Source organism: Micromonospora sp. WMMA1976 (genome assembly GCF_027497335.1).
GTDB lineage: Bacteria > Actinomycetota > Actinomycetes > Mycobacteriales > Micromonosporaceae > Micromonospora > Micromonospora aurantiaca.
In genome coordinates, this window is sequence record NZ_CP114912.1 from 1,494,907 (window position 1) to 1,514,591 (window position 19,685).

General features: G+C 72.8%; 16 protein-coding genes. 7 read left to right on the forward strand and 9 right to left on the reverse strand.

Going from position 1 to position 19,685, the window contains the following annotated elements; all coding sequences use genetic code 11:
* Positions 1-69 precede the first annotated feature (69 nt).
* The 4 genes from O7546_RS07095 to O7546_RS07110 are packed head-to-tail and all read right to left on the reverse strand — an operon-like array spanning position 70 to position 5,531.
* A complete protein-coding gene (locus O7546_RS07095) occupies positions 70-2,310 on the reverse strand; it encodes an alpha-galactosidase (protein ID WP_269696401.1) in 2,241 nt (746 codons plus the stop codon).
* Positions 2,307-3,188 carry a carbohydrate ABC transporter permease gene (locus tag O7546_RS07100; protein WP_194802586.1) on the reverse strand — a complete coding sequence of 294 codons (882 nt, stop codon included), beginning with the start codon at positions 3,186-3,188 and terminating at the stop codon, positions 2,307-2,309. Before O7546_RS07100 ends, O7546_RS07095 begins: the two co-directional genes overlap by 4 nt.
* On the reverse strand, positions 3,185-4,141 hold the full coding sequence (locus O7546_RS07105; protein ID WP_194802587.1) for a sugar ABC transporter permease: 957 nt from the start codon (positions 4,139-4,141) through the stop codon (positions 3,185-3,187). The genes O7546_RS07100 and O7546_RS07105 overlap by 4 nt, the downstream gene beginning before the upstream one ends.
* Positions 4,142-4,163: 22 nt before the next feature.
* Positions 4,164-5,531 carry an ABC transporter substrate-binding protein gene (locus O7546_RS07110; RefSeq protein ID WP_228532741.1) on the reverse strand — a complete coding sequence of 456 codons (1,368 nt, stop codon included), beginning with the start codon at positions 5,529-5,531 and terminating at the stop codon, positions 4,164-4,166.
* A gap of 243 nt (positions 5,532-5,774) precedes the next feature.
* Between O7546_RS07110 and O7546_RS07115 the strand changes: the two genes are divergently transcribed.
* The 3 genes from O7546_RS07115 to O7546_RS07125 all read left to right on the forward strand — a co-directional run bounded on the left by O7546_RS07115 (position 5,775) and on the right by O7546_RS07125 (position 9,689).
* A complete protein-coding gene (locus O7546_RS07115) occupies positions 5,775-7,784 on the forward strand; it encodes a beta-galactosidase (protein ID WP_194802588.1) in 2,010 nt (669 codons plus the stop codon).
* 35 nt (positions 7,785-7,819) lie between these two features.
* Positions 7,820-8,596, forward strand: a complete 777-nt coding sequence (locus O7546_RS07120; protein ID WP_194802589.1) for a DeoR/GlpR family DNA-binding transcription regulator — start codon at positions 7,820-7,822, stop codon at positions 8,594-8,596.
* A 103-nt stretch (positions 8,597-8,699) separates the two neighbouring features.
* Positions 8,700-9,689, forward strand: a complete 990-nt coding sequence (locus O7546_RS07125) for a sporulation protein (protein WP_194802590.1) — start codon at positions 8,700-8,702, stop codon at positions 9,687-9,689.
* 61 nt (positions 9,690-9,750) lie between these two features.
* Here the strand turns inward: O7546_RS07125 and O7546_RS07130 are convergent, their stop codons facing one another.
* Positions 9,751-10,083 (reverse strand): hypothetical protein, encoded by a 333-nt coding sequence (locus O7546_RS07130; protein ID WP_030501760.1) that lies wholly within the window; start codon positions 10,081-10,083, stop codon positions 9,751-9,753.
* A gap of 325 nt (positions 10,084-10,408) precedes the next feature.
* On the opposite strand from O7546_RS07130, the gene O7546_RS07135 reads away from it, so the two are divergent.
* Positions 10,409-10,831 (forward strand): hypothetical protein, encoded by a 423-nt coding sequence (locus O7546_RS07135; RefSeq protein WP_269696402.1) that lies wholly within the window; start codon positions 10,409-10,411, stop codon positions 10,829-10,831.
* Positions 10,832-11,293: 462 nt separating this feature from the next.
* Here the strand turns inward: O7546_RS07135 and O7546_RS07140 are convergent, their stop codons facing one another.
* Both O7546_RS07140 and O7546_RS07145 read right to left on the reverse strand, forming a co-directional pair.
* The gene (locus O7546_RS07140) at positions 11,294-13,513 is read right to left on the reverse strand and encodes an AAA family ATPase (protein ID WP_269698057.1); all 2,220 of its coding nucleotides are present in this window, start codon (positions 13,511-13,513) and stop codon (positions 11,294-11,296) included.
* A gap of 241 nt (positions 13,514-13,754) precedes the next feature.
* Entirely contained in the window at positions 13,755-14,864 is a 1,110-nt protein-coding gene (locus O7546_RS07145) for a sigma-E factor regulatory protein RseB domain-containing protein (protein ID WP_269696403.1), read from the reverse strand.
* Positions 14,865-14,959: 95 nt separating this feature from the next.
* Between O7546_RS07145 and O7546_RS07150 the strand changes: the two genes are divergently transcribed.
* Both O7546_RS07150 and O7546_RS07155 read left to right on the forward strand, forming a co-directional pair.
* Positions 14,960-15,616, forward strand: a complete 657-nt coding sequence (locus tag O7546_RS07150; RefSeq protein ID WP_194802594.1) for a response regulator transcription factor — start codon at positions 14,960-14,962, stop codon at positions 15,614-15,616.
* Positions 15,613-17,016: a HAMP domain-containing sensor histidine kinase gene (locus tag O7546_RS07155; RefSeq protein ID WP_194802595.1), complete on the forward strand. Its 1,404-nt coding sequence runs from the start codon at positions 15,613-15,615 to the stop codon at positions 17,014-17,016. Before O7546_RS07150 ends, O7546_RS07155 begins: the two co-directional genes overlap by 4 nt.
* A gap of 4 nt (positions 17,017-17,020) precedes the next feature.
* On the opposite strand, the gene O7546_RS07160 is transcribed toward O7546_RS07155, so the two are convergent.
* Together O7546_RS07160 and O7546_RS07165 are read right to left on the reverse strand one after the other, a co-directional pair.
* A complete protein-coding gene (locus tag O7546_RS07160; RefSeq protein WP_281600622.1) occupies positions 17,021-18,592 on the reverse strand; it encodes a tetratricopeptide repeat protein in 1,572 nt (523 codons plus the stop codon).
* A 48-nt stretch (positions 18,593-18,640) separates the two neighbouring features.
* Positions 18,641-19,111 carry a MarR family transcriptional regulator gene (locus tag O7546_RS07165; protein ID WP_194802597.1) on the reverse strand — a complete coding sequence of 157 codons (471 nt, stop codon included), beginning with the start codon at positions 19,109-19,111 and terminating at the stop codon, positions 18,641-18,643.
* Between the two features lie 50 nt (positions 19,112-19,161).
* Here O7546_RS07165 and O7546_RS07170 point away from each other — a divergent pair, with 50 nt between their 5' ends.
* Complete coding sequence (locus O7546_RS07170) at positions 19,162-19,683, forward strand: VOC family protein (protein WP_043325531.1); 522 nt, start codon at positions 19,162-19,164, stop codon at positions 19,681-19,683.
* The last annotated feature ends 2 nt before the right edge of the window (positions 19,684-19,685 follow it).

The following is a 19,685-nucleotide window of genomic DNA, read 5'->3' on the forward strand; positions in this document are numbered from 1 at the left end:
GATCGGACCTCGACGGAGACGCAAACTCCTTGATCACCGGGGTGAGGCGGGGTGAGCCCCAGGGAGCGGTCAGGCCGTGACCACCTCCAAGAGGAGGGCCTGTTCGGGGTGCAGGGCGGGGAGCTGAACGCCGACAGTGCCCAGCACCGAACCGCTCACCGTGATGCCGTCGCCCGGCCAGGCCAGCCAGCCCGGCGGGGACAGCTCCAGCAGAGCCGGTTCCGGCACCCCGGCGGGCGGGCGCACGAGGTAGCGCCGCTGCGGGTCCAGCCCCGGCAGCCGTACCGCGCCCGGCACCTGCGCCGCGGAGGTGGCGAGCCGGCTGACCGCGTACACCGCATGGGAGCTGTCATGGGCGACCACGCCGTGGGCCTGCACGGCCGGGTCCGGGTGGTCGACCCGGACCACCCGGCCGGTGTGCAGCAGCGGGCGCAGCCGCTTGTGCAGCGCCACCCAGGCGGCGAGTTCGGCCCGTTCGCCGGCGTCGATCGCGCTGATGTCCCACTCGATGCCGTGGTGGCCGAACAGCGCGGTGACCGCCCGGAAGCTCAGGTCGTGCACGCGGTGCGTGGTGTGCGAGCGTTCCGGGCCGATGTGTGTGCCGATCAGTTCCGGCGGCAGCAGCAGGCCGGTCCAGCGCTGGATGGACAGCCGTTCCAGCGCGTCGTTGCAGTCGCTGGCCCAGACCCGGTCGGTGCGGCGCAGGATCTCCAGGTCGACCCGGGCGCCGCCGGAGGAGCAGCTCTCGATCTCGACGTCCGGGTGCCGGGCGCGCAGCTCGTCCAGCAGCCGGTAGACCGCGAGGGTCTGCGCGTGCACCCCCGGCCGTCCGGCGTGCCCGGCCTCGGTGAGGTCGCGGTTGTGGTCCCACTTCAGGTACGCGAGCCCGTCGTGCCCGCTCAGCACCGCGTCGAGCCGTTCGAGCAGGTACGCGTACGCGTCCGGGTGGGCCAGGTCGAGCACCTGCTGGTGCCGCCACGGTGGCGGCAGTCGGCCCGGCGCCTGGAGCACCCAGTCCGGGTGGGCGCGGAACAGGTCGGAGTCGGGGTTGACCATCTCCGGTTCGACCCACAGCCCGAACTGCATGCCGTGCCCGCGAACGTGGTCGATCAGCGGCTGCAACCCGTCCGGCCAGACCTCGCCGTCGACCCACCAGTCGCCGAGCCCGGCCTGGTCGTGCCGCCGGCCGCGGAACCAGCCGTCGTCGAGCACGAAGCGTTCCACCCCGACCTCGGCGGCCCGGTCGGCCAGTGTCCGCAGCCGGTCCAGGTCGTGGTCGAAGTAGACCGCCTCCCACACGTTCAGCGTCACCGGCCGGGGCGTGCGCGGGTGCGACGCGCGTGCTCGCAGGTGCGTGTGCAGCGCGTCGCTGAGCCCGTCCAGCCCGTCGGCCGAGTGGGCCGCGTAGAGCAGGGGAGTGGTGTACTCCTCGCCCGGCCCGAGCACTACTTCGCCGGGTGCGAGCAGCTCACCGCCGCCGAGCGTGGACTCACCGGTCGGGCGACGCTCGGCGGCCGTGACGTGGTCGCCGCTCCACGCGGTGTGCACGGCCCACACCTCGCCGTGCCGAAAGCCGAACCCGGCGGTGCCGGCGACCAGCAGCAGAGTGGCGTCGTGGCCGGTACGGCCGTGCCGTCCCTCGCGTACCCAGGCGCCCATCGGCCACGGGTGCCGCTGCGGGGCGCGTTCCCGGCACCAGCGGCCGGTCAGGTCGAGCAGTTCGGTGGCGACCGCCGGCACCGGCAGCACCGGCGTCAGCTCCCGGACCTCGTACCGGCCGTCGCCGTCGTTGCGCAGCCGGTGCCGCAGCGTCAGCACCCCCGCCGCATCCAGCGTGATCTCGACGGTCAGGCTCAACCCCGCGCCCGGGTCCGCCGCCCGCACCGTGACCCGCGCGGCGCCGGCCCCGTCGCGGTTGCGCTCCTCATCGGATACGCGCACCGCGTCCCCGCCTTCGGCCACGCCGCCCGGAGCGGGCGTGCCCGCCGTGCCGCCAGGCGGGGACGGTGCATCGTGCACGTCGAGGCCGGTGAGGCGGAACGCCGTCGACCAGTCCCGGCCGTCGCGATGACCGGCGAGACCGGGCCGCCCGCTCCACCCGGCGCTCGCCTCGGGCAGCAGCGACAGCACAGTGGGCGCGTCGAAGCTGCTCGGCACCACCGGCGGCACCGTGGCGTCGACGACTGCGGGCAGGTCCTCGTCGGGCAGCGGGCCGAGGTCGGCGCCCCAGTGCACGACCCGGGGCAGCCCCGGGCCGCGGGCGTCGAGCACCAGGCTGGTCCGCGCGCGGCGCAGGTGGACGATCGTCATCCCTTGGAGGCTCCCAGCGTCAGACCCCGGACGAACTGCTTCTGGAGGAGGAAGAAGATCACCAGGGTGGGGATCGCGACCAGCACCGAGCCGGCCGAGACCAGGTTGTTGTCGGTGAAGAACTCGCCGCGCAGGTTGTTCAGCGAGCTGGTGACCGGGAACTTGTCGCCGGTCCGCATGAGGACAGTGGCCCAGAAGAACTCGTTGTAGATCCAGGTGACCTCGAGCGTGGCGAGGGCGGCGAGCGCCGGGCGGCACAGCGGCAGCGTCACCTGCCAGTACTGCCGCCACACGTTCGCCCCGTCGACCATCGCGGCCTCGTACAGCTCGTGCGGCAGCGCCTTCATGTAGTTGCTGAGCACGAACACGCAGAAGCCGCACTGGAACGCGACGTTTACCAGGATGAGTCCCCAGTAGCTGTCGTACAGCAGCTCCGAGTCGCTCATCCAGGCCGGCAGCGGGATCTCGGTGAACATCCGGAACAGCGGGATGAGCAGCGCCTGCTGCGGCAGCAGGTTCGCCGCGGTGAACAGGCCGAGCAGCGCGATGTTGAGCTTCCAGCTGAACCGGGCGATCACGAACGCCACGCACGAGGCGAGGAAGAGCGTGAGCAGCACCGCCGGGACGGTGATGTACGCGGAGTTGAGGAAGTGCTTGCCGAACTCGGCGGTACGCCAGGCGGTGACGTAGTTGTCGATCGTCCAGCCGCCGAGCGACACGTAGCCGTTGGCGGCGGTGTACTCGTAGGAGCGGAACGAGGTGAGCACCGCCCAGAGGATGGGGAACAGCCAGCCCACGGCGACCGCACCCAGGAACAGGTGCAGGACGACCCGGGCGGGTCGCACGGGGCGGCGGCGGCCGGCGGAGACGGCGGTCATCGCTTGTCCTCCCGCATCACGGTCCAGAGGTAGATGGTGATGAAGACCAGCGAGACGGCCAGCATGATGGTCGCCAGCGCGGAGCCGAAGCCGATCCGGCTCGCCTCGCCCACCACGTTCTGGGTGACCAGCGCGGAGATCAGTTCCAGCCCGTTGCGGCCCTTGTTGATGACCCAGACCAGGTCGAACGCGCGCAGCGACTCGATCACGGTCACCACCAGCACGATGATGTTGATCGGGCGCAGCACCGGGAAGACGACCCGGAAGAACGTGCTGGTCTCGGACGATCCGTCGACCGCGGCGGCCTCGCGCAGCGACGGGTCGACGCCCTTGAGGCCGGCCAGGTAGAGCAGCATGATGTAGCCGACGTGCCGCCAGCCGGCCGCCACCAGCACGGCCCAGATGTTGACGTTCGGGTCGCCGTACCAGTCGGTCTCGCCGCCGAACACGCCGTTGAGCAGCCCCTGGTCGCGGCTGTAGATGAGCTGCCAGACGAAGCCGATGAGCGCCAGCGACAGCACCACCGGCAGGTAGAGCGCGGTCTGGTAGAAGCGGCTGCCGCGGATCTCCTTGTCGAGCAGTACGGCGAGGAACATGCCGAACGGGGTGGCCACCACGAACAGCGCGGCCAGCCAGAGCAGGTTGTTCTGCACGGCGGGGACGAACGGCGGGTAGATGTTCACCACGTCGTCGTAGTTCTTGGCCCCGACCCACTCGATCTCGGAGATCGGGCCGATGCCGTCCCAGTTCGTGCCGGAGAGCAGCACCGTCGCCACCGCGGGCAGCCAGACCAGCCCGGCGACGAGCAGCAGGGGTACCAGCACCATGAGCGTGATGACCACGCGGTCGGTGCGGGACAGGAGCCGTAGCCGGCGACCGCGACCACCGTTCGTGGTGGTCGCGGCCGGCGGCGGCACGGCGCGATCCGCTTGGATCAGGGGCAGGTCGGACATGATGTCCTTCCCCCTTCCGCCGTCAGCTGGTGAAGATCGACTTCTTCTGGTTCTCGATGCTGGTGAGCAGCCCGCTGATGTCCTTCGGGTCCTTGATGAACTGCTGCAACGCCGGGATCATCACGGTGGAGGCGAAGTCCGGCCGGGTGTCGCGATCGAGGAACTGGGCGATCTCGGTGGCGGAGCCGACCAGCTCGGCCGCCTTCTTCTGCAGCGCGGTGTAGGCGCCGGTGTTCGCGCCGCTGTTGGCGACGAGCGTGCTCGGGTCGTTCTTCACAGTGATGTCCGCCGCCTCCTTGGAGCCCAGGTAGGTCAGCAGCTTCTCCGCCGCGTCCTTGGACTTCGGCTTGCGGGCCATCATGTAGCCGTCGATCGGGGCGTCCAGGGCCTTCGCGCCGATCGTGGAGTCGACCTCGGGGAAGGTGAAGAAGTCCAGGTCCTCCAGGTCCGCGCCGCTGAACTGCTGGCCGACGAACAGGCCGAGCAGGTACATGCCGCTCTTCTTCTGCTGCAGCGACTGGGCGGCCTCCTGCCAGGTGCGGCCGAGCGAGTCCGGCTGGTGCAGGGGGAGCAGCCCGGCCCAGGTGTCGAAGACCTTCTTCACCTTGTCGGAGGTCCACGCCTCCTTGCCGGCCATCAGGTCGATGTGGAACTGGTAGCCGTTGATCCGCAGGTTGAGGATGTCGAACGTGCCCATCGCGGGCCAGCCGTCCTTGTCCGCGAACGCGATCGGGTTCAGGCCGTCCTTCTTCATCTGCGCGCCGAGTGTGTTGAGGTCGTCCAGCGTCTTGGGCACCTCGTAGCCGCGCTGCTGCCACACCGACTTGCGGTAGAAGACGGCCCACGGGTAGTACGACGCCGGTACGAAGTACTGCTTGCCGTCGTCGCCTGTGGACGCCTTCTTGAACGCGTCGGAGTAGCCGTCGAGCTTGCCCCACACGTCGCTGAGGTCACCGGCCAGCCCCTTGGCGGCGAAGAACCGCATCCGGTAGCCGGCGAACCAGGTGAACACGTCGTCCGGCTTGCCCTGCAGGTAGTTGTTGATGTTCTCCTGGAACGTGTTGTGGTCGACCGTGTTGATGTCGACGGTCACGCCGGAGGACGTCTTGAAGCCGTCCATCACCTTGGCGACGACGTCCTTGGGCTTCGGGTCCGACTGGTTCGAGCCGAGCGAGACGCTCTTGGCGTCGCCGCCGGAACCGGAGTCGGAGTCGCCGCAGCCGGCGAGCAGCCCGGTGCCGAGCAGCGCCCCCGCGCCGGCCGCGCCGGCGAGCAGCGAGCGCCGGTTCAGGCCGGCGACGGACGGGGGTACGAGCCGGGCGAGGTATTCGGCTTGCGAGCGGGGACGGGACATGGTGCCTCCTGCGTGGAAGAGGTGCGCTGCGCTCATGGACCGTGATCGTTGGCGGTGAGCGGTGTTCGTGTCGGCAGTGGCAGATCCACCGAGAATCCACACGTCCGAACACAAACAGCCGGTGGCGCTTGAAGCTACCCCTTGGCGCGGCGCTGTCAAGAGGGCAAAAAGACGACGCTGTCAGCGGCAGGGCAGGGCAAAGAGCCGGTAAACGTTGGAACTTCAGTCGATGTTGGAAAGTGTTGACTTGGGTGCTGTTCGGGGGCAACCTCTGCTGTCATGCGGAACTGGCACGGCGAGGGCATCTGGTACGGCGCCGACTACAACCCGGAGCAGTGGCCCGAGCAGACGTGGGCCGAGGACGTCGACCTCATGCGACGCGCCGGGGTCAACCTGGTCTCGGTCGGCATCTTCTCCTGGGCCCTGCTCGAACCCACCCCGGGGCGGTACGTCTTCGACTGGCTGGACCGGGCGATCGACCTGCTGCACGACGGCGGCATCAGCGTCGACCTGGCCACCGCCACCGCCAGCCCACCACCGTGGCTGGCACACCGGCACCCGGAGACGCTGCCCCGCCGGGCCGACGGCACGGTGCTCTGGCCCGGCGGCCGGCAGGCGTACTGCCCCAGCTCGCCGGTGTTCCGGGACCACTCGCTCGCCCTGGTCGAGGCCGTCGCCCGGCGATACGCGCGGCACCCCGCGGTCGTGCTCTGGCACGTCTCCAACGAACTCGGCTGCCACAACGTGCACTGCTACTGCGACGTCAGCGCCGAGGCGTTCCGCGGCTGGCTGCGCGAGCGCTACGGCGACCTGGACTCGCTCAACGCCGCCTGGGGCACCGCGTTCTGGAGCCAGCGCTACCACGACTGGGCCGAGATCAATCCGCCGCGTACCGCGCCGACGTTCGCCAACCCGACCCAGCAGCTGGACTTCCTGCGGTTCTCCTCCGACGAGCAGCGCGCCCAGCTGCGCGCCGAGCGGGAGCTGCTGAACCGGCTCGTCCCGCAGCCGGTCACCACGAACTTCATGATCGGCACCGGCATCAAGTACCTGGACTACCACTCCTGGGCCTCCGACGTGGACGTGGTCGCCAACGACCACTACCTCACCGCCGCCGAGCCGCAGCCGCAGGTCGACCTGGCGCTGGCCGCCGACCACACCCGGGGCGTCGCCGGCGGTGCGCCGTGGCTGCTGATGGAGCACTCCACCAGCGCGGTCAACTGGCAGCCCCGCAACGTGGCGAAGACGCCCGGCCAGATGCGCCGCAACAGCCTCGCCCACGTCGCGCGCGGCGCCGACGGGGTGCTGTTCTTCCAGTGGCGGGCCTCCCGGGCCGGCGCGGAGAAGTTCCACTCCGCGCTGGTGCCGCACGCCGGGCCGGACACCAAGGTGTTCCGCGAGGTCTGCCGGCTCGGCGCCGACCTGCGCGCGCTCGCCGAGGTACGCGGCAGCCGCGTCGACGCCGACGTGGCGATCCTGTTCGACTACGAGGCCTGGTGGGGCGCCGAACTCGACTCCCACCCCAGCGTCGACGTCACCTACACCGACCGGCTGTCCGCGCTGCACGCCGCGCTCTGGCGGGCCGGGGTCACCGCCGACGTGGTGCACCCGTCGGCCGACCTGTCCCGCTACCGGCTCGTCCTGGCGCCCACGCTCTACCTCGTCCGCGACGCCGACGCCGACGCGCTGCGCCGGTTCGTGGAGGCGGGCGGCACGGCTGTGGTCACCTACTTCAGCGGCATCGTCGACGAGCACGACCACATCCGGCTCGGCGGCTATCCCGGCGCGTTCCGCGACCTGCTCGGCGTACGCGTCGAGGAGTTCTTCCCGCTGCGGGCCGGCGAGACGGTACGCCTCGACGACGGTGCCCGCGCCGACGTGTGGACCGAGTGGCTGCACGCCGAGGGCGCGGACGTGCTGGCCGCGTACACCGACGGGCCCCTGCCCGGCGTGCCGGCGCTGACCCGCAACGCCGTCGGCGCGGGCGCCGCCTGGTACGTCGGCACTCGCCTCGACGACGAGGCCACCGACCGGCTGGTGGCCCGGCTGCTCGACGAGACGGGTGTCCGTCCGCCGGTGGGCGCGCCGCCCGGGGTGGAGGTGGTCCGCCGTCGCTCGGCGGACCGGAGTTGGCTGTTCGTGGTCAACCACACCACCGAGCCGGCCCGGCTGGCGGTCACCGGCACCGAGCTGCTCGGCGGCGCCCGGTGCGACGGCGAGCTGGAGGTGCCGGCGGGTGAGGTGGCGGTGGTCCGCGAGGAGCCCGCGCCGGTGCCCGCGACCGCCTGACCGGTACGTGGCCGTTCGCGCCGAGGAGGTCCCCCATGCTCGCCCAGCAACGGCAGAGCGCCATCCTGGAGTTGATCCGCCAGAGCGGCGGCGTCCGGGTCAGTCACCTGGTCAGCCGCTTCGGTGTGTCCGACATGACGATCCGCCGCGACCTGGAGGTGCTGGCCGACCGCGGCCTGATCGACAAGGTGCACGGCGGCGCGACGCTGGCCGGACCGGGCTCCACCGAGGAGCCCGGCTTCGCCGCCAAGTCGGTACGCCAGCAGGCCGAGAAACGCGCCATCGTGGAGCGGGCCGCCGGCCTGGTCGAGCCCGGCATGGCGGTGGCGCTGTCCGCCGGCACCACCACCGCCGCGCTGGCCGCCCGGCTGGCCGAGGTACGCGGGCTGACTGTGGTCACCAACTCGATCCCGGTGGCCGACGCGCTCTACCAGAATCCCCGCGCCGACCAGACGGTGGTGCTGACCGGCGGCATCCGTACCCCGTCGGACGCGCTGACCGGCCCGGTCGCCGAGGCGGCCATCGCCGCCCTCAACGTCGACCTTCTCTTCCTCGGCGTGCACGGGATGAGCCCGCGTACCGGATTCACCACGCCCAACCTGCTGGAGGCGGCGGTGAACCGCCGGCTGATCGGGTCCGCACGGCGGCTGGTGGTGCTCGCCGACCACACCAAGTGGGAGACCATCGGCATCGCCACCATCGCGCCGCTGGAGGAGGCCGACGTACTGATCACCGACGGCGGCCTGCCGCCGGAGGCCCGCCGGCAGCTCGGCGAGCAGGTCGGCGAGCTGGTGGTGGTACGCGCCGACTGAGGCCACGGCGTGCCTCACAGCCACTTTTCAGCCGGGCCGTTTAGGGTGCCCTGACGAAGCGTCCGACGGTCCATGTCGGAGTGCCGTTCAGCGGGAGTGACCGATGGTCTTCAAGAAGATGTTGAGCGCGTTCGGCGTGGGTGGCCCGAGTGTCGACACGGTGCTCACCAACCCGAACACCCGGCCCGGGCTGACCCTGGACGGTCACGTCAACCTGGTCGGCGGCGACAGCCCGGCGCGGATCGAGCAGATCAACCTCGGCCTGGTCACCCGCGTCGAGATCGAGGGTGGCGACCACGAGTACGCGGGCGTGATGGAGTTCCACCGGATGCCGGTCAGCGGCGCCTTCGAGCTGGCCCCCAAGCAGCAGCTCTCCATCCCGTTCCAGATGCCGGTGCCGTGGGAGACCCCGATCACCGACGTGTACGGCCAGCGCCTGCACGGCATGACGATGGGCCTGCGCACCGAGCTGGCGGTGGCCCGCGCCGTCGACAAGTCGGACCTGGACCAGGTGTCGGTGCACCCGCTGCCGATCCACGAGCGGATCCTGGAGGCGTGCCAGGCGCTCGGCTTCCGGTTCAAGCACGCCGACCTGGAGCGCGGCCACATCTACGGCGTGCCGCAGACGCTGCCGTTCTACCAGGAGATCGAGTTCTTCGCCGCGCCGCAGTACGCGCAGACGGTCACCGAGGTCGAGCTGACGTTCGTGACCAGCCAGCAGGGCGTCGAGGTGATCCTGGAGTGCGACAAGCGCGGCGGCTTCCTCAGCCCCGGGCACGACGTCATCGGCCGCTACTCGGTCCCGCACACCGACGCCACCCGTACCGACTGGGTGCAGGTCGTCGACGGCTGGCTGCGGGAGACCACCGGCCGTTACGGCAGCATGCGGGCCCAGGGCTTCGGCATGCCGCACGGCGGCCACGGCTACCCGGGTCACCACGGCTATGCCGGCCACGGGCGGCGCGGCCCGGGCATGGGCGGCGTGGTCGCGGGCGCCGCGCTGGGTGTCGCCGGCGGCATGATCGCCGGGGAGATGCTCGACGACGCGTTCGACGGCGGCGGCGACGACTTCGGGGACTTCGGCGAGGAGTGAGCGGACGCGACGACGCCCCCGGGACGGATCCCGGGGGCGTCGCCGTTCGCGCGGCGTACGGTCAACGTCCGCGGCGCTCCTTGCCGGAACGGCGCGCGCTGCCCGCCTTCGACAGGCCACGGCTGACCAGGTACGCGCCGGTCAGCGCGGTCAGGTACCACCACGCCTGGTTCGGGTTGTTGATGTTCAGGCCGTTGGTGGCGGCGCCTCGCCAGAACGCGGCGATCACGACGACCGCGACCGCTGCGGCGTACACCCAGAACTCGGTGGTCAGGAACGCCTGCTTCGTCTCCGTACCCGGGGACGGCATGTTCTCCCGGTGACCGTCGTGCATCGACGGCATGTGCCGGGTCGACGTGTCCTGCATGCTCGACCGGTTCTGGACGTCGGACATCGGCCGGTTCATCGGCCTGGTGGATGCAGCCTGCGTGCTCATCTGGTCCTCCTCAGGATTTGATGAGTCGTACCTGCACACCCTCGCCCCGCTACCGCAGGTCGGCCACGGCGCGGTTCGCGCTCTGTGGCGGGGGCACCCTGGGTCTACCCGGGGCCGGAGACAAGGTAACCGCCGGTCACCGTCGAATGGCCGCCGCGCTCGGCTCGCGGCCGGAACCGGACACCGGGGCGCACACCGGTCCTCCCGCCGCCGCTTCCGGTTTCAGCCACCCGCCCTCGGGCACGCACCACCGATACCCCGAGAGAGCTGCGAGGTGGTTGACGTGCGTGAGGACGACATGCGGCAGGACGCCGCCCGGCGGGCCGAGCAGCGGGTCGCCGGAGGCGTGTACGGCGAGGGCGCGCTGGACGAGGTCACCGTGCCGCAGACCGACGTGGAGCGGGTGCGGCAGGAACTCGACCCGGACGACCCGGCGGACGTACCCGTCGACCCGACGGTGCTGCGCGACGGCGGACCGACCCGGGGTCAGGGCGCGGTGACCACGACCGGTGGCACCGCGGGCCCGGCGAGTGTGCGCCGGCTGGCCCGCCAGCCCGAGAAGCACCCGGGCAAGGTGGCGCCCACGACGACCGGTGACGCCGGTACGGGTGGCCTGAGCACCCCGGCCGGCGGTTCCACGAGCGACAACTCGGCCACCGGTGCCCAGGTTGGCAACTTCACCAACAACCGCTCCAACCCGGGCTGACCGAGGCAGGGACGGCGGGACGGCCTCCGGCCGCCCCCACCATGCGCACCCCTGACTGCGCCACTTCGCCGAAGTGGCGCAGTCAGGGCGGCCATGTTGTGGCAACTTCCCCGATGTGGCGCACGCGACCACCACTCCGGCGCTGGCGTGTTCGCCGCACCCGATCCCGCCCTCTCTGGCCATGTGCTTTCCCCGGCTGGCGCTGGCGACGTCCCGCCACTTCGGGGAAGTGGTGTGGTGAGGGTGGCCGTGATGTAGCAACTTCCCCGATCTGGCGAACGGGCCGCAACTCCATGATCGCGGAGCGGAGCGACGGCGGAGAGGGGGCGGAGAGGGGGCGCAGCGGGACTTGAGGCAGCACGTGCTCGACCCCGTTGACCATGAAGTTGACGGCCGATTTGGAGATCCACATCGCCGCCAACTTCATGATCAACGGGGTGGGAGGGTGGGAGGGGGTGGGGGTTACGGGGTGCGGAGGATGCCCAGGCGCTGGGTGGCTCTTGTGAGGGCCACGTAGAGGTCGCTGTGGCCCCTCGGGGACTCGGAGACGATGCGGGCCGGGTCGACCACCAGCACCGAGTCGAACTCCAGGCCCTTTGCCTGCTCGGTGGTCAGCACCACGATCCGGTTCGCCAGCTCCGGCTGCTCGCCCACTGTCGCCTCCGGCAGTGCCGTCACCACCGCGCCGCCCAGCTCGGCCACCCGGCCGGTCGGCACCAGCACGCCGAGCCGCCCGTCACCGAGCGACGCGGCCTCCCGGGCCGTGGCCTCGACCAGCTCCGCCACCAGCCGGTCCGCCGGTACGGTCCGGTCCCACGGCGGTACGCCGGTGGCGCGTACCGAGCGGGGCGGCCGCAGCGCCGGATCGATAGCGGCCAGCACGTCGGCGGCGACCGCCATGATCTCGGCCGGGGTGCGGTAGCTGACCGTCAGCTCCTCCAGCCGCCACCGGTCCGCCACGTACGGCGCCAGCGCCTCGCCCCACGACGGCGTGCCCGCGAGCGCGCCGGTCTGCGCCACGTCACCGACGATCGTCATCGACCGGCTCGGGCAGCGGCGCATCAGCAGCCGCCACGCCATCGGCGACAGCTCCTGCGCCTCGTCCACGATGACGTGCCCGAACGCCCAGGTACGGTCGGCGGCGGCGCGCTGGGCGGTGGTGAGCCGGTCGGACTCCTCCTGCCGCTCGGAGAGCCGGTCGGCGTCGATCAGGTCGGTGACGCCGAGGATCTCACCGCCGTCGGCCTCGTCCTCGACGTCGATGGAGCGGGAGCCGCGCCAGATCTCCAGCACACCCTCGGCGTACTCGCGTTCCAGCGCCCGGATCCGCTCCCGGCGCGCCACGGCGGCGCGCTCGTCCTCGCCGAGCAGCTCGGCGGCCTCGTCCAGCAGCGGCACGTCGGCTGGTGTCCAGCCGCCGGGCTCGCGGTGCAGCGCGGCCCGCTCGGTATCGGTGAGCATCGGCGCGGCGGTGGCGATCCGCTCCGGCGAGGCGTACAGGTCGGCGAGCAGGCGCTGCGGGGTCAGTACCGGCCACAGCTCGTCCAGCGCGGCCCGGATCTCCGGCTCCTCGCGCAGCTCGCGGCGGATCTCCGCGCGGTCGGCCTCGGAGAGCAGGTTCTCCCCGCCCAGCGGGTCGGCGCCGATCCGCTCGGCCACCTGGTCGGCGAGCGCGTGCACGATCTCCACGTCGAACAGGGCCCGGGCCAGGTTGTGCGGGCGGCCGGTGCGGCGTACCCGGTCGCGGGCCTGCCGCACGGTCTCCGGGTCGAGCGTCAGCACCTCCCGTTGCGGCAGCTCGATGGTGACCGGCTCGTCGGGCACCCACTGCCGGTCGCGGACGGCGGCGGCGAGCACGTCGGCCAGCACCGCGCGGCCCTTGAGCGCCGCGGTGGTGGCCGGCTCCGCGCGGCGGGCGTGTACGCCGGGGAACAGGTCGGCCTGGGTACGCAGCAGCACGCCGGTCTCGGCCAGCGTGGGCAGCACCTGGGAGATGTAGCGCAGGAACGTGGCGTTCGGGCCGACCAGCAGCACGCCGCGGGTGGAGAGCTGCTGGCGGTGCGTGTAGAGCAGGTACGCGGCCCGGTGCAGCGCCACCGCCGTCTTGCCGGTGCCGGGCCCGCCCTGCACCACCATCACGCCGGGCAGGTCGGCGCGGATGATCCGGTCCTGCTCGGCCTGGATGGTCTCGACGATGTCGCGCATCCGGCCGGTACGCCCGGCGTTCAGCGCGGCGAGCAGCGACGCCTCGCCGGTCAGCTCCTCGTGCGCGGTGGGGGAGGCGGCGGCGATGTCCAGCACCTCGTCGTTGAGCCCGGTCACCTTGCGGTCGCGGGTGCGCAGGTGGCGCCGGCGGCGTACGCCCTGCGGGTTGGCGGCGGTGGCCAGGTAGAACGGGCGGGCGGCGGGGGCGCGCCAGTCCATCAGCAGCGGGTCGTAGTCGCCGGACGAGTCGAAGATCCCGATCCGGCCGATGTAGCGGACCGCGCCGTCGTCGCCGTCGAGGCGGCCGAAGCACAGGCCGCTCTCCACCGCGGAGAACTGCTCGACCTGGTCGGCGTACATCGCGACTGTCGAGTCGCGCTGCGAGCGGGCCTGCTGCGTGCCACCGGTGTGGCGCAACTCCTCGTCGAGCCGCCGGGCGGCCTGTTCCCGCATGCCGTCCAGCCGGTCGTACAGCATCGAGACGTATTCCTGTTCCCGGCCGATCTCGTCGTCCTGGCGCAGGTCAGCCGACACGTCGGAGTGCGTTGACAATCCGGCTCCTCATTGACTAGAATTGCCGCAGGAATGGCATTCAGAAGCCATTCCTTTTTTGTGCCTGAACTGAGAAAGATAGCGCGTCGGCAGCCACCCGACCAAGCCCGGACACGACTCGGGGCCCGGCCGGCGTCAGCCGACCGAGCCCCGGGCACGGCGATTCTCAGCCCTTTGCCGCCTCGTAGAGCCGCTCCGGCGTGACCAGACCGGCGATCACCCGGCCGTCGTCGGTCAGCAGCACGCTGAACAGCTTGCCGCTGAGCAGTCGGCCGCTGCCCCAGTCGCCGCTGACCTTCGGCAGGTCACCGAGCACGCCGGCCAGCATCTGGGCATCCGGCGCGTCCGCGCCGGGCTTCGCGCCGCCGCCGGTCGCCGCGTCGCCGATCTTGGCGACCACCACCGTGGTCCAGCCGGTGCCGACGGTACGGACGTCCGGCTTCTCGGCGTCCTTCTTCTCGAACCGCTCGCCGGCCGGTCCGGGCCGCTCGCCCTCGGTCGCCTCGGTGACCTTCACGCCGGGCGGCGGGTTGAACCGGAACTGGTCGGCCTCCGGCGTGCGGAAGTCGACCTGGGTGAACGCCACCTGGAACGCCGGCTCGTCCTGCCCGTCGGCGAGCACCTGCAGGCGCAGCGGCACGTGCTCCTTCGCGTCCAGCGCGATCCGGACCTGGTGGACCAGGGACGCCTTGTCGCGCGGCGTGAGCACCAGCTCGTACGCGTCCCGCCCGGCGACTGTGGCGGTGCGGCCGACGGTGACCGCGGTGGTCGGGTCGATCGCCTCCAGCGCCCGGTCCGCGGCGTCGGCCGGGGTGGCCGGCACGGTGGCCCGCTCCGGCGCGTCGGCCGGCAACTTCCGGTGCGTGGCGGTGTTCTCCCGGCTGTTCCAGGTCCAGACGTCGCGGCCGTTGCGCAGGATGTCCTGCTCGCCGAGCGTGTCGACGAGCGCGAGCCGCTGCCGGTCCTCGCCGCCGTACCAGACGCGCAGCGTGTGCGTACCGGAGACCAGGCCGGCCAGGTCGTTGCCGGTGGCCTGGCCGGCGAGCGCGGCGATCGGCGGCAGGCCCAGGTCGGCGCGCTGCACCACGGTGCCGGAGAGCCCGTCCAGGCGGGACGTGCGCAGGTCTTCCAGGAGCTGGGCGGCGCTGCGCGGCGGCAGCGCCGGGTCGGCGCCGGCGGCGAACGTGCCGACGGCGGCGCCACCGCCGATCACGGCGACCCCCGCGGTCACCGGGACCAGCCAGCGCAGCACGGCGCGGTTCTTCATCACTGACATAGTGTGCACCTCCTGCGCTCCATGCTGCGCGACCGTCGCTGTGACCACGCTGAGGAGATCCCCTACGGGTGAGCCCGTGGTGGCACCCTGGACCGGTGCGGTTGCTGGTGGTGGAGGACGAGACGCGGCTCGCGGCGGCGCTGCGCCGGGGCCTGTCGGCGGAGGGTTTCGTGGTCGACGTGGCGGCTACCGGCCCGGACGGGCTGGACGCTGCCCGGCACGGCGAGTACGACGCGATGATCCTCGACGTGATGCTGCCCGGCCTGTCCGGCTACGAGGTGGTGCGTCGGCTGCGCGCCGAGCAGCGCTGGCTGCCGGTGCTGATGCTGTCGGCCAAGGACGGGGAGTACGACCAGGCCGACGGCCTGGACTGCGGCGCCGACGACTACCTGACCAAGCCCTTCTCGTACGTGGTGCTGCTGGCCCGCCTGCGGGCGCTGCTGCGCCGTGGCGCGCCCCGGCGGCCGGCCGTGCTCACCGTCGGCGACCTGCGCCTGGACCCGGCCCGCCGCCGGGTCACCCGGGCCGACGTCGAGGTGGTGCTGACCAGCCGGGAGTACGCGCTGCTGGACTACCTGATGCGCCGCCCCGGCGAGGTGGTCTCCAAGACCGAGCTGCTGGACCACGTCTGGGACGCCTCTGTCGAAACCGCGCCGAACGCGGTGGAGGTCTACGTCGGCTACCTGCGGCGCAAGATCGGCCGGGAGCGGCTGGAGACGGTACGCGGCGCCGGTTACCGGCTGGCCACATGAGCCGGTGGATACGCGGCCCGCTGCCGCGCCTGGGCCTGCGCGCCCGGCTGCTCGCGCTGGGCGTGCTGGGCCTCGTGGTCGGGTTCGCGTTCGGCGGGGCGCTGCTGCTCGGCGCGCTGGGCTGGACGCTGCAACGCTCGGTCGACGAGGAGGCGCTGCGCACCGCCGACGCGGTCGCGTTGCTGACCGCCGAGGACGCGCTGCCGGACCCGCTGCCTGTCGCGGGCGGGCAGTTGCGGGTGCAGGTGGTCGACGCGCAGGGCCGGATCCGGGCCGCTTCGATCGACGCGGACCGCCTGGTGCCGATGCTGGGCCCGGACGAGCTGCGTCCCGGGCAGCGGCAGCGGCTGGTGGTGGACGGGCGGCGCGCCGGGATGCCCGGCCCGGTCCGGGTGGTCACGGTGCCGGCCGGCACGCCGCAGGAGCCGCGGACGGTGCTCGTCGCCAAGTCGCTCACCGACGTGCGGCACAGCCTGCACGTGGTCCGCAACCTGCTGCTCGTCGGCTTCCCGCTGCTGGTGGCGGGGCTCGGCGTGGTGGCCTGGCGGGTGGTGGGCGCGACGCTCCGGCCGGTCGAGCAGTTGCGCAGCGGCGCCGCCGAGATCACCGGCCGGGCCGGGGCGGAGCGGCTTCCCGTACCGGCGGGGCAGGACGAGATCCACCGGCTCGCGGTCACGCTCAACGACATGCTGGACCGGCTGGCCGCGTCCCGGGACCGGCAGCGGGCGTTCGTCGCCGACGCCGCGCACGAGCTGCGCAGCCCGCTGACGAACATGCGTACCGAGCTGGAGGTGGCCCGGCGTCTCGGCGACGACACGGACTGGCCGGCGGTCGCCGACGACCTGCTCGCCGACACCGAGCGGCTGAGCCGCCTGGTGGACGACCTGTTGCTGCTTGCCCGCCTCGACGAGCAGGACGCCCGGCCGTCCCCGGTGGGCCCGGTGGAGCTGGGGGAGCTGTTGCGTACGGTGGCCGCCCGCTATCCGTCGCCGCCGCTGCGCCTGACGCCGCCCGACGCGCCCCGGTGGGTCGAGGGCGACGCGGGGGAGCTGCGCCGGGTGCTGGTGAACCTGGTGGACAACGCGCTGCGGCACGCGTACACCGGTGTCGATCTGGCGGTGAGCGGGCCGGACGGTGCGTACCACCTGATCACGGTGACCGACGACGGTCCGGGCATCCCGGCGGCGGACCGGGAGCGGGTGTTCGCCCGGTTCACCCGGCTCGACGACGCGCGGGCCCGCGACGCGGGCGGCGCCGGTCTGGGCCTGGCCATCGTGCGCGAGCTGGTGCGCCGGGCCGGCGGCACGGTGGAACTCGCCGACGCGACGCCCGGCGCCGCCGCGCCGGGGCTGCGCGCGACGGTACGGCTGCCCGTGCTGGCCGAGCCCGAGCCGGAGTGAGCGGTCATCGGCGTTTCGTGCAGACCGGCCCGGTGCGGGCGACGCTGTCGGTGGACCAGACCAGCGCCACTGTGAAGCAGTAGTCGGTGGTGCGGTCGAGCCCGTAGGCGATGTAGTCGGCCGACCCGGCGGGCAGCGTCGCGAACGTGCCCTGCGGCTGCCCGGCCCGGCCCCCGGCGACCACCACCGGTCCTTCCGCGCCGGCCGGGTACGTCCAGCTCAGCACGATGCTGTCGCGCCGGTCGGTGAGGGTGAGCCGTCCGGGCGGCGTGCCGGGCTCGGCGGCGGCGGGGGTGGACGGCGCGGGAGCGGCGGAGGTCGCCGGCGGCGCGCTGGAGGCCGGCGGCGGGGTGCCGCGGCCGTCGTCGACCCGGGACACGCCGGCGATCACCGCGATGGTGCCGAGCAGCAGCGCCACCGCCACGCCGAGCACCACGAGCGGCAGCCAGGGACGGGCGCGCCGCTCGGCCGCGGGTGGCCGGGGCACGTGCACCGGCAGGTAGCGCGACGGCGGCTCGGGCGGTGGCGGCGGCACGCGGCGTACCCCGACGGGCTGGTCGTCGGCGAGCCCGACCACAGTGGGCGGCAGCGGGTCCGCGCCCGGTCGCCACGGTTGCTCGGCCGGCTCGTCGGGCGGCCACGGGTAGTCGTCGAACGCGTCGCCGTCGGCCTCCGGCGCGGTACGCGGTGTCGGCACGTGCGCTGTCTCGGCGGCCCGGCCGGGCGGGTGGTAGAGCGGCGTCTCGACCGGCTCGTCGAGCGCGGGCGGGCTGTAGGGCGGCAGGTCGTGCGGGCCCTCGGTGGCCGGGGGAACCCGGGCGGCGGGCACCACGGGCGTGGTCCGGGCGGGCGGCGGCTCGGGCGGCGGAGCGGCGGGCGCGGGGCAGACGTGGTCCGGGTCGGCGGCGGCGCGGGCCAGCCCGGCCACCTGGGCGGCGAGTGGGTCGTCGAAGTCCAGGTGCAGGCGGCACAGCTCCTCGGCGAGCGTCAGGTGCTCGTGCGAGTCGGCGTACCGGCCGCAGTCGCGTTCCATCGCGCCGAGCTTCGCCAGCATCTTGATGCCGCTGGGGTGGCCGTCGCCGTACACCTCCCGGTGCAGCTCCCAGGCGTCCTGCAACCGGTCGCGGGCCACCTCGCACTGGCCGCGCGCGTACTCCACGGTGGCCAGATCGGCGTGCGCGGCGAGCACCTGCTGCGACTCCGGGCCGTTGCGGGCGGTCAGCTCGATGATGACGTCGGAGTAGAGCCGGGCGGCCCGGGCGTCGCTGCCGACCCGGTGCAGCACCGCGGCGAGCGTCGCGGCGGCGGTGACGGTGCGCTCGTCGGAGCGGCCGTACAGCCGGGTGGCGGCCGCGTACGCGAACGCGGCCCAGCCGCGGGCGGAGTGCGGCTCGCCGAGCGCGACGAGCACCTTGGCCTGGAGCCCGGCCGCCTCGGCCAGCTCGGGGGAGGCGTTGCCGGGTCGGGGATCGGCGTCGCTGAGCGCGTCGGCGAGCAGCCGGTGCGCGCCGTCGAGGTCGCCTTCGGACACCAGATGGTGCGCCTGGACGGTCAGGTCAGCGAAGCCGGAGGACACGCCCCATCGTGCTCGTCCGGCGACGGTATGTACAAGACCCGGAGTGGATCAGTTTGGTCCCGAATCCGTCAGGTGGTCGGCGAGCGTCTCGCTGATCCGGCGGAGCTGGTCGACCTGGGCCGGGCTGAGCGCGTCGAACAGGTGCCGGCGTACCCCCTCGACGTGGCCGGGCGCGGCGGCGGCCAGGGTGGCGAAGCCCTCGTCGGTGAGCACGGCGACCTGCCCGCGCCGGTCGGTGGGGCAGCCCTCCCGGCGGATCCACCCGGACGCCTCCAGCCGCGCGGCGGCGTGCGAGAGCCGGCTGCGCGACGAGCCGGTCAGCTCGGCCAGCTCGCTCATCCGCAGCCGCCGGTCGGGGGCCTCGGAGAGGCGGACCAGGATTTCGTAGTACGCGTGCGGCATGCCCGCGTCGCGTTGCAGCTCGCGGTCGAGCGTCTCCATGAGCCCTCGGGAGGCGGTCAGGAAGGCCCGCCAGGTCCGCTGCTCGTCGGGGTCCAGCCACCGGGTCATGGCGCCCATCATAGTGGGGATAGTTGAACGCTCAACAAAACCGGGGTACGGTCGGTGGCATGGGCATCCACCGACTCAACCACGCCGTCCTCTACGTCAGTGACCTGGAGCGCAGCGTCGCCTTCTACCGCGACGTGCTGGGCTTCCGGCGGGTCCCGATGACGCCCGAGGGCTTCCGCGGCGCCGCGTTCCTCCAGGCGCCCGACTCCACGAACGACCACGACCTCGGGCTGTTCGAGATCGGCGCGGCGGCCGGGGCGTCCCAGGCCGGCCGGGCCACCGTCGGCCTCTACCACCTGGCCTGGGAGCTGGACACGCTCGACGAGCTGGGCGCCACCGCCGAGCGGCTGGCCGCCGCCGGCGCGCTGGTCGGCGCGTCCGACCACGGCACCACCAAGAGCCTCTACGGCCGCGACCCGGACGGGCTGGAGTTCGAGATCGTCTGGATCGTCCCGGCCGAGCTGCTCGACGACGCCGCGCTGGCCGCGCGTACCCGCATCGGACGGCTCGACCTCGACCGCGAGCGGCAGCGCTACGGCGGGCAGACCCGCGGCGGCGTGGGCATCTCCGTCCCGGTCTGAGC

Coding starts and splice junctions, on each gene's coding strand:
- O7546_RS07095 (WP_269696401.1), bottom strand. CDS start 2,310: ATGACGATCGTCCACCTGCGCCGCGCGCGGACCAGCCTGGTGCTCGAC.
- O7546_RS07100 (WP_194802586.1), bottom strand. CDS start 3,188: ATGACCGCCGTCTCCGCCGGCCGCCGCCGCCCCGTGCGACCCGCCCGG.
- O7546_RS07105 (WP_194802587.1), bottom strand. CDS start 4,141: ATGTCCGACCTGCCCCTGATCCAAGCGGATCGCGCCGTGCCGCCGCCG.
- O7546_RS07110 (WP_228532741.1), bottom strand. CDS start 5,531: ATGAGCGCAGCGCACCTCTTCCACGCAGGAGGCACCATGTCCCGTCCC.
- O7546_RS07115 (WP_194802588.1), top strand. CDS start 5,775: ATGCGGAACTGGCACGGCGAGGGCATCTGGTACGGCGCCGACTACAAC.
- O7546_RS07120 (WP_194802589.1), top strand. CDS start 7,820: ATGCTCGCCCAGCAACGGCAGAGCGCCATCCTGGAGTTGATCCGCCAG.
- O7546_RS07125 (WP_194802590.1), top strand. CDS start 8,700: ATGGTCTTCAAGAAGATGTTGAGCGCGTTCGGCGTGGGTGGCCCGAGT.
- O7546_RS07130 (WP_030501760.1), bottom strand. CDS start 10,083: ATGTCCGACGTCCAGAACCGGTCGAGCATGCAGGACACGTCGACCCGG.
- O7546_RS07140 (WP_269698057.1), bottom strand. CDS start 13,513: ATGCTGTACGACCGGCTGGACGGCATGCGGGAACAGGCCGCCCGGCGG.
- O7546_RS07145 (WP_269696403.1), bottom strand. CDS start 14,864: ATGTCAGTGATGAAGAACCGCGCCGTGCTGCGCTGGCTGGTCCCGGTG.
- O7546_RS07155 (WP_194802595.1), top strand. CDS start 15,613: ATGAGCCGGTGGATACGCGGCCCGCTGCCGCGCCTGGGCCTGCGCGCC.
- O7546_RS07165 (WP_194802597.1), bottom strand. CDS start 19,111: ATGGGCGCCATGACCCGGTGGCTGGACCCCGACGAGCAGCGGACCTGG.
- O7546_RS07170 (WP_043325531.1), top strand. CDS start 19,162: ATGGGCATCCACCGACTCAACCACGCCGTCCTCTACGTCAGTGACCTG.